Raw genomic sequence first — 8,247 nt, forward strand, 5'->3', positions numbered from 1 at the left:
AGGCTGCTTTATAGCTTGACCCGATTCCAAACTCAAATTACGTTATGCGTAACTCAATTACGATTATTGTTTTTCGCTGGGTCGAAGAACATGACAAGAGGTCGAGATGCGCAGTCATCCTCACGCCCAACCGCTGAACTACCTGAGTGGTTTCGGCAATCACTTCAGCAGTGAAGCACTGCCCGGCGCATTGCCGATCGGCCAGAACTCCCCGCAGCAACATGCCTTGGGTCTCTACGCTGAATTGCTGTCGGGTACCGCGTTCACGGTTCCCCGTGCGCAAGGGCGTCGGACCTGGCTGTACCGCATCAAACCTTCGGCCAGCCACCCTCGATTCGAGCGTCTTGAGCGACAGATCGCCGGCAGTGATACAGGCCCGATCACGCCTAACCGTCTGCGCTGGGATGCCTTTGAGCTGCCGAGCCAGCCCACGGATTTCATCGACGGGCTGCTAATCATGGCCAGCACGGCATCGGCGGAGCAGGCAGAAGGGGTCACCGTTTACAACTATGCGGCCAACGCCTCGATGCAGCGGGCGTTTTTCAATGCTGACGGTGAATGGCTGATCGTGCCCCAGTTGGGCCGATTGCGCATCGTGACCGAGCTGGGTTTGCTGGACGTCGAGCCGCAGGAAATCGCCGTGTTGCCACGGGGCCTGAAATTCAGTGTGCAGTTGCTCGACAACGGCGCGCGCGGCTATATCTGTGAGAACCACGGAGCTGCCTTGCGTTTGCCGGACCTTGGCCCTATCGGCAGTAACGGGCTGGCCAACCCACGGGATTTTCAGGCGCCGGTGGCCTGGTTTGAAGATAGCGATGGGCCGACGTCCCTGGTGCAGAAATTCCTGGGCGAACTGTGGAGCACGCAGCTGGATCATTCGCCCTTTGACGTGGTGGGCTGGCATGGCAATAACGTGCCGTATAAATACGATCTGCGCCGTTTCAATACCCTTGGCACCGTCAGCTTCGATCACCCGGACCCTTCGATTTTTACCGTGCTGACCGCTCCGGGATCAGTAGAAGGGCAAGCCAATATCGACTTCGTGATTTTTCCGCCGCGCTGGATGGTGGCGGAAAACACCTTCCGCCCACCGTGGTTTCATCGCAACCTGATGAACGAATTCATGGGACTGATCGACGGAGCCTACGATGCCAAGGCTGAAGGCTTCATGCCGGGCGGTGCCTCGTTGCATAACTGCATGAGCGCCCATGGACCGGACAACGCCACGGCGGAAAAAGCCATCGCTGCGACGTTGCAGCCCCACAAGATCGAAAACACCATGGCGTTCATGTTCGAAACCGCCAAGGTCTTGCGCCCGAGCCGCCATGCCCTTGAGTGTGTGCAACTGCAGCCTGACTATGATGCCTGCTGGACCGGCATGGCCAAGACTTTCAACAGGGAAATGCCGCAATGAGCACCTCCGCAAACACTCGCAGCTGGGTCGAATCCGCCAACGGCCATGCCGACTTTCCGTTGCAGAATCTTCCCTTTGGCGTGTTCAGCCGCTCAGGTCTGACCCCGCGCGGGGGGGTTGCCATCGGTGACTGGATTTTCGATCTGCAGGCCGCCCTTGAAGCAGGGTTCTTCAATGGCGCGGCACGGACCGCCGCCGAGGCCGCCAGTCGCGATCAGCTCAATGACTTCTTTGCGCTGGGCGCTGAGGCACGCCAGACATTGCGTCGTGAGTTGCTCCATCTGCTGGATGAAAACAGCCCCCAAAGTGCTCGTCTGCAAACAAAAGCCGAGGTGTTGCTGCATCCCATGGGCGAGTGCCAGATGCACATGCCGGCGCATGTCGGGGACTACACCGATTTCTATGTGGGCATTCATCACGCCATGAACGTCGGCAAGCTGTTTCGCCCGGACAATCCGTTGTTGCCCAACTATAAATACGTGCCGATTGCCTATCACGGCCGCGCCTCGACGCTGTGTGTGTCGGGCACGCCCGTCAAACGTCCCAATGGCCAGACGCTGCCGCCGGGCCAGGAGGTGCCGCAGTTCGGCCCCTGCAAACGTCTGGATTACGAGCTGGAAATGGGCGTGTGGATCGGGCCGGGCAATGCCAGTGGCGACGCCATCGACATCGTTGATGCCTCGCAGCATATCGCCGGTTTGTGCCTGCTCAACGACTGGTCAGCGCGGGATATCCAGGCTTGGGAATACCAACCGCTGGGCCCGTTTCTGTCCAAGAGCTTTGCCACCACCGTGTCGCCGTGGGTGGTCACTGCCGAAGCCCTCGCGCCATTTCGCAGCGCGCAACCCCCGCGCCCGGCAGGCGATCCGCAACCGCTGACCTATCTGCTCGATCCGGCGGATCAACACAACGGGGCGCTGGATGTCGAACTGGAAGTGCTGCTGCTGACTCGGCAAATGAAGGCGCAAGGCGTGCCCGCTGAACGTCTGGCGCTGAGCAATACCCTGAACATGTACTGGACGCTGGCGCAGATGGTCACCCACCACAGCGTTAACGGCTGCAAGCTGCAACCGGGTGATCTGTTTGGCACCGGCACCTTGTCCGGGCCGCAGACCGGACAGTTCGGCAGCCTTCTGGAAATGACCGAGGGCGGCAAGCACGCCATTCAGTTGCCGAGCGGCGAAGTCCGGCGCTTTCTGGAAGACGGTGACGAAGTCATCCTGAAGGCCCGGTGCAAACGAGAAGGGCAGGTGACCATCGGGTTCGGTGAATGTCGGGGTGTGATTGAGGGTTAGGTGTCGGAGGGGCATGTTGCAAACAATGCCGGATTGCTGACAGCCTGGAGTCAATGCTTACCCGGATTTGCCACCACCTCGGTAGCAGCGGGGCACTGAGTGAAACAGTGTTGAGCGACACGCCCTCAAACCCGGCTAAACCGCTCGCGGTAGCCTTGGGGTGTCACCGCCAGCGACCGCAGAAAGCTGCGGCGCAAGGTCTCTTCAGTGCCAAAGCCGCAGTATGCAGCGATACGCTTGAGCGGCATTGAGCTGTCTGCCAGCAAACGTCGCGCCGCTTCGACACGCAGTTGCTCGATGGCCTTGGCGGGGGTGATACCGGTCTGGGCCCGGTAGTGGCGCACGAAACTGCGCTCGCTCATGCCGACGTGTGCCGCCAGCGTTGACACCGAAAGGTCACTGGCCAGGTGCTCGTTGACCCAATTGTGCAAGCGGGCGAAACGACTGTCGCTAGCGCTGGCGTGCTGCAGGGAAAGCGCATTGCTGAATTGCGACTGGCCCCCCGGGCGCTTGAGAAAGACCACCAGATCCCGAGCGACAGCCAGCGCCATGGCGTGGCCGAGATCCGCCTCCACCAACGCCAGGGCCAGGTCAATCCCCGCCGTCACGCCGGCCGAGGTCCAGAAGTGCTGATCGTTGATGAAGATCGGATCAGGATCAACCCGCAAGGCCGGATAGCGGCGCGCCAGCGCTTCGCAACTGTTCCAGTGAGTGACCACCGAACGACCCTCCAGCAAACCGGTCGCCGCCAGCAGGAACGCACCGGTGCACACCGATGCCACGCGTTGCGCCTGCTGCGCTCGCTCTCGCAGCCATTGCACCCGTTGCGGATCTTCTGCCGCAGCATGCACGCCACGACCTCCGGCGACGATCAAGGTATGAGTTGATTCGTCCGCATCGGGCAATGGCCAGGTGTGCAGTCCCAGACCCGCAGAGGATTCCACCCCGCGTTGCTCGGCGGCGATGACTTTCAATGTATAAGCCGGCGGCAAGCCTTGCTGACCCGCCTGGATATTGGCCGAGGCAAAGACCTGCAACGGCCCGCAAACGTCCAGCAGTTGCACGTTAGGGAATGCCAGGATGTGAACGGTCTTCGGTGAGTGGGTCATGCTGGCATCCAACCTGTATTTGGCGGAATTGGTGGGTAATATGGCGAAACAGCCAGATCCTAACCCGCTACTTTAAAGGGCGTCCACTCCGGATATCGCCCTTGCAACGGAGCTACCCATGACCCTCCATATCGGTCTGCTTGTGTTCCCGAACGTTCAACAACTGGACCTCACCGGTCCTTACGAAGTGTTCGCGACGCTGCCGGGCGTGAGCGTGCACTTGCTGTGGAAGAACCTCGACCTGCTGCATTCCAGCACCGGCCTTGCCCTGAAACCGATCCGGACTTTTGCCGATTGCCCTGTGCTGGATGTGCTGTGCATTCCCGGAGGTTTGGGTATTGATGCGTTACTTGAAGATGACGAGACCCTGGCGTTCATCCAGCAACAGGCAGCGTCAGTGAAATACCTGACGTCCGTATGTACGGGCGCGTTGGTGCTGGGGGCTGCGGGGTTATTGCGCGGCAAGCGTGCGACCACCCACTGGGCGTCTCACGATTTACTGGAGTCTTTCGGGGCGATTGCCGTGCATGAGCGAGTGGTGCGCGATGGCAACCTGTTGACCGGAGGCGGTGTGACCGCCGGTATCGACTTCGCCCTGACCATGGCCAGCGAGTTGATCGACGAGGCTCACGCCCAGACCGTCCAGTTACAGCTTGAATACGCCCCTGCGCCACCGTTTGAGGCAGGCCATCCGGATACGGCACCAGCCCGGGTGGTCGAGAGGGCGCTTGAGCGTGGACAGCAGGCGATGGCGCGACGTCGGGCTGTCGTCAAACGGGTAGCCCCAGGGGCAGTTTAAGCAGGGCTTGCCGGGGTTTTGTCCGTGATTTCATACCAGCCAAGAAACAGGTCCAGAGCCGACTCGATGACTTCCCGCTGTTTTTCGGCGCTCAATACCGGCTCGTTGAACGTGACCTGTGGCCAGAAGGCAAACGCCTTGAGCAGGGCATGCATCTGGTTGGCGGCAAAGGCCGGATCGACTGCCTTGAGTCGGCCGTCGGCTTGTGCGGCGCGAATCCAGAGGCTGAAGGTTTCTTCGCGTTCATTCAGGCGTGCCAGCCATACCTGAGCGCGTTCCGGCGAATGTATAGTCGCGCCCAGGGCGACGCGTGCCAGGTCCAGACAATTGCTGTCACTCAGGGTCAGCATTTTGTTTTGCAGCATGGCCCGCAGTTGTGGCCGCAATGCAACGCCGGGTCGATAAGCCGAGTCAGGGAGTTCGCTGATACGGCACCACAGGCGCTGGAGAATTTCGGCGAACAATTCCTCCTTGCTCGGGAAATGGTTGTAGACCGTGCGCTTGGAGACTTCCGCCCGTGCCGCGATTCGATCCATGCTGGTCACCTCAAACCCGTTATCGCCAAACTCCGCAATGGCTGCCAAAACGATGGCCTCGCGTTTACGGTCGGTGAGTCGCAGGGAAGTCGTCATAGGTCTCGCTTCAAACGTGCGTTTAGAGAAAATTACACTCGGCAGTTTACTTGCCATCGATCGTCATGCAAGCTTGAAACTACACCGTGTAGTGTAATACACAGTTACATATCCTTGTCACTGTTGCCAGTGTTCAATCGCTCGACAGGATCGACGCACTATCTCCCCGGAGTCAGCAGATCATGGCCAAGACCGACCCAACCTCGCCAGCCCCCGCCTTGCCGACCTTGAACAAGCATCAAGGACGCTATCGCAACAACGCGCCCATGAGCCGTCTGGGTTTTTTCAGGACCGTGGGCGTGTTCTGGAATGCGCTGTTCAACAAGCCCGGGCACACCCGCCCGGCAGGGGAGATTCCGGTGCAGGAAGTGTCGCGCCAACAACTGCTCGCGGCCCCTGACAACAGTGTGTTTCGCCTGGGGCATTCCACGGTGTTGCTCAAGCTCAAGGGCGTTTTCTGGCTGACCGATCCGGTCTTCGCCGAGCGTGCGTCGCCCGTGCAGTGGGCCGGGCCCAAGCGTTTTCATCAGCCGCCCATCAGTCTTCAAGACCTGCCGCCGCTCAAGGGGGTGATCCTTTCCCACAATCATTACGATCATCTGGACTACATGACCATCCAGGCGCTGATGGCCAAAACCGAGCACTTCCTCACGCCGCTCGGCGTGGGCGATACCCTGATCGAATGGGGCGTGCCCGCCGGGAAAGTTCAGCAGCTGGATTGGTGGCAGTCGACGGCGGTGCATGGCATTCAGTTTGTCGCGACCCCGGCGCAGCATTTTTCCGGGCGGTCGTTACGCGACGCTAATCGCAGCATGTGGGCCTCATGGGTGATCCATGACGAAAGCCAACGGATCTTCTTCAGCGGCGACACCGGCTACTTCGACGGCTTCAAGGCTATCGGCGAACACTACGGTCCATTCGACCTGACCCTGATGGAAACCGGGGCCTACAACGTTGATTGGCCCAACGTTCACATGCAGCCCGAAGAAACGCTGCAGGCGCACCTCGACCTGCGGGGCAAATGGCTGCTGCCGATTCACAACGGTACTTTCGATCTGGCGATGCATGCCTGGCATGAGCCGTTCGACCGCATCATCTCCCTGGCCTGGGAGAAAAATGTCTCCATTACCACGCCGCAGATGGGGCAGCCTTTCTACATGGATTACCCAAGCCGCGGGCACGCCTGGTGGCTGGGTGTCGAGGGCGTCAACGAGGGCGCGACTGACCGTGCGGCGGGGGTGCCGACCAGAGCGTCATAACACCCGATATGTCGAGCAGCCACACCGTAGCCGAAGCAGTGATTGTTTTGAGCACCCAGACTCAGACGTCTTCCGGACGCTCCTTGGGATCAGGCGGCGTACCAGGACGCGGCTGCTCCCCTTGCTTGTTCATTTCCTTGTTCTTTTCGCCGACCTTCCCGGCATTTTCTGGCTTGTGGTCCAGGTCTTCGCGTTTCGATTCCTGAGTCATTTGGGCGGTCTCCGTTGCGATTGGGGTAAGGGTTAGGCAGCGTGGCAGACGCAAGATTCGAACTTTGTTTGATGAAGTTCCCGGATCAGGTGTGTTCTATCGGAAACATCCCACAAATCCCGTCTCCAATCCTGACTGACAGTCTGAGCGTGCCCCTGCAAAGTCCTGCCTTTCCCCCAGGCCAAGGACTCGCCCATGCTCAACCCCGCCAACCAAGCCGCTTTCACGTTGGAGATCGAGCAGGTCGAGCATTCGCTGCGCGTGCTGAGTTTCACCGCAAAGGAAGCCGTCAGCCGTCCGTTCAGTGTGCGCATCGAACTGGTCAGCGAGCGGGCCAACCTCAAGCTTGAAGATGTGCTGCATCGTCAGGCGTTTCTGGGGTTTGACGCCCAGGGCAACGGCATGCACGGGCAGATCGGCGAGGTGGCGCAGGGGGATTCCGGCAAGCGGTTTACTCACTACTTCATCCGGCTGGTGCCCAATCTGCTGCGCCTGGAGCACCGGCACAATCACCGGATCTTCCAGAACAAAAGCGTGCCGGACATCATCGCCCTGGTGCTCAAGGATCACGGTATTCTGGCCGGGGACTTTGTTTTCAGGCTGGACCGCAAGACCTGCCCACCCCGTGATTACTGCACGCAATATCACGAGAGCGACCTGTTTTTCATCCGAAGGCTGTGTGAGGAGAGCGGATTAAGTTTTCACTTTGAACATGCCCGCGACAAACACCTGCTGGTGTTTGCCGACGACCCTATCGCACTGCCTGTATTGGCGCGTCCTACACCTTACCTGCAAGGCAACGGGCTGGTGGCCGAGGAGCCGGTGATCAGCCAGTTCAGCGTGCGCCTGGCCACCCGCACCGGCAAGGTCAGCCGCCAGACTTACCACTTTCAGAAACCCACGCTGGACCTGCTCAGCAGCGCCCAACAGCCGGACGGGCGCCGGGATCTGGAGGATTACGCTTATCCGGCCCCTTTTGAAGAACGGCAGATCGGGGCGCGTCAGGCCCAAGTCGTCCTGGAGCGGCATCGCAGCGACTATCAACTCGCCGCGGGCCACAGCAATCAACCGGCGCTGCTCAGCGGCCATTTGCTGACCCTCAGCGAGCACCCCCGGGAGGACTGGAACGCCCAATGGCTGATCACCGCCGTTGTGCACGAAGGCAAACAGCCGCAAGTGCTGGAAGAACACAGCCCGCAGGCCTTTCAGCCGGGGGCGTTCACCCAGGGCTACCGCAACCATTTTGAAGCCATTCCCGGTTTGGTGCCGTTTCGCCCGCCACTCAGACACCCCAAACCACGGATTCTCGGCAGCCAGCACGCCATCGTCACCGGCCCTGCGGGTGAAGAGGTGCATTGCGACGAGTATGGTCGGGTCAAGGTCAAGTTCTACTGGGACCGCGAAGGCGGGCGCGACGAGCACGCCAGTTGCTGGCTGCGGGTCGCCACCGGCTGGGCGCACGACCGGTACGGCGCGGTGATGATCCCCCGGGTCGGCATGGAAGTGGTGGTCGGCTATTTCGAAGCCG

The 8,247-nt window shown here is 60.3% G+C and carries 8 protein-coding genes; 5 read left to right on the top strand and 3 right to left on the bottom strand.

Translation table 11 applies throughout. The features are described 5' to 3' along the window. The first annotated feature begins 106 nt into the window (after window positions 1–106). A complete protein-coding gene (gene hmgA / locus ACP7B0_RS13375) occupies window positions 107–1,414 on the top strand; it encodes a homogentisate 1,2-dioxygenase (protein ID WP_426141872.1) in 1,308 nt (435 codons plus the stop codon). Continuing rightward, complete coding sequence (gene fahA, locus ACP7B0_RS13380; RefSeq protein ID WP_426141873.1) at window positions 1,411–2,709, top strand: fumarylacetoacetase; 1,299 nt, start codon at window positions 1,411–1,413, stop codon at window positions 2,707–2,709. Before hmgA ends, fahA begins: the two co-directional genes overlap by 4 nt. A gap of 125 nt (window positions 2,710–2,834) precedes the next feature. Here fahA and ACP7B0_RS13385 read toward each other — a convergent pair whose 3' ends face one another. Continuing rightward, the gene (locus ACP7B0_RS13385) at window positions 2,835–3,818 is read right to left on the bottom strand and encodes a GlxA family transcriptional regulator (RefSeq protein ID WP_426141874.1); all 984 of its coding nucleotides are present in this window, start codon (window positions 3,816–3,818) and stop codon (window positions 2,835–2,837) included. A gap of 118 nt (window positions 3,819–3,936) precedes the next feature. On the opposite strand from ACP7B0_RS13385, the gene ACP7B0_RS13390 reads away from it, so the two are divergent. After that, a complete protein-coding gene (locus ACP7B0_RS13390) occupies window positions 3,937–4,617 on the top strand; it encodes a DJ-1/PfpI family protein (protein ID WP_426141875.1) in 681 nt (226 codons plus the stop codon). On the opposite strand, the gene ACP7B0_RS13395 is transcribed toward ACP7B0_RS13390, so the two are convergent. Beyond that, window positions 4,614–5,249 carry a TetR/AcrR family transcriptional regulator gene (locus ACP7B0_RS13395; protein ID WP_426141876.1) on the bottom strand — a complete coding sequence of 212 codons (636 nt, stop codon included), beginning with the start codon at window positions 5,247–5,249 and terminating at the stop codon, window positions 4,614–4,616. The genes ACP7B0_RS13390 and ACP7B0_RS13395 overlap by 4 nt on opposite strands. Before the next feature lie 182 nt (window positions 5,250–5,431). On the opposite strand from ACP7B0_RS13395, the gene ACP7B0_RS13400 reads away from it, so the two are divergent. Then, window positions 5,432–6,508, top strand: coding sequence for an MBL fold metallo-hydrolase (locus tag ACP7B0_RS13400; RefSeq protein ID WP_426141877.1), 1,077 nt, complete (start codon window positions 5,432–5,434; stop codon window positions 6,506–6,508). Between the two features lie 61 nt (window positions 6,509–6,569). Here the strand turns inward: ACP7B0_RS13400 and ACP7B0_RS13405 are convergent, their stop codons facing one another. Then, window positions 6,570–6,719, bottom strand: coding sequence for a hypothetical protein (locus ACP7B0_RS13405; RefSeq protein ID WP_426141878.1), 150 nt, complete (start codon window positions 6,717–6,719; stop codon window positions 6,570–6,572). Between the two features lie 195 nt (window positions 6,720–6,914). Here ACP7B0_RS13405 and tssI point away from each other — a divergent pair. Beyond that, on the top strand, window positions 6,915–8,247 hold a 1,333-nt coding region (gene tssI, locus ACP7B0_RS13410), incomplete at its 3' end, for a type VI secretion system tip protein TssI/VgrG (RefSeq protein WP_426141879.1).

The organism is Pseudomonas sp. DWP3-1-2 (genome assembly GCF_049896285.1).
In the GTDB taxonomy this organism is placed as follows: Bacteria; Pseudomonadota; Gammaproteobacteria; order Pseudomonadales; family Pseudomonadaceae; genus Aquipseudomonas.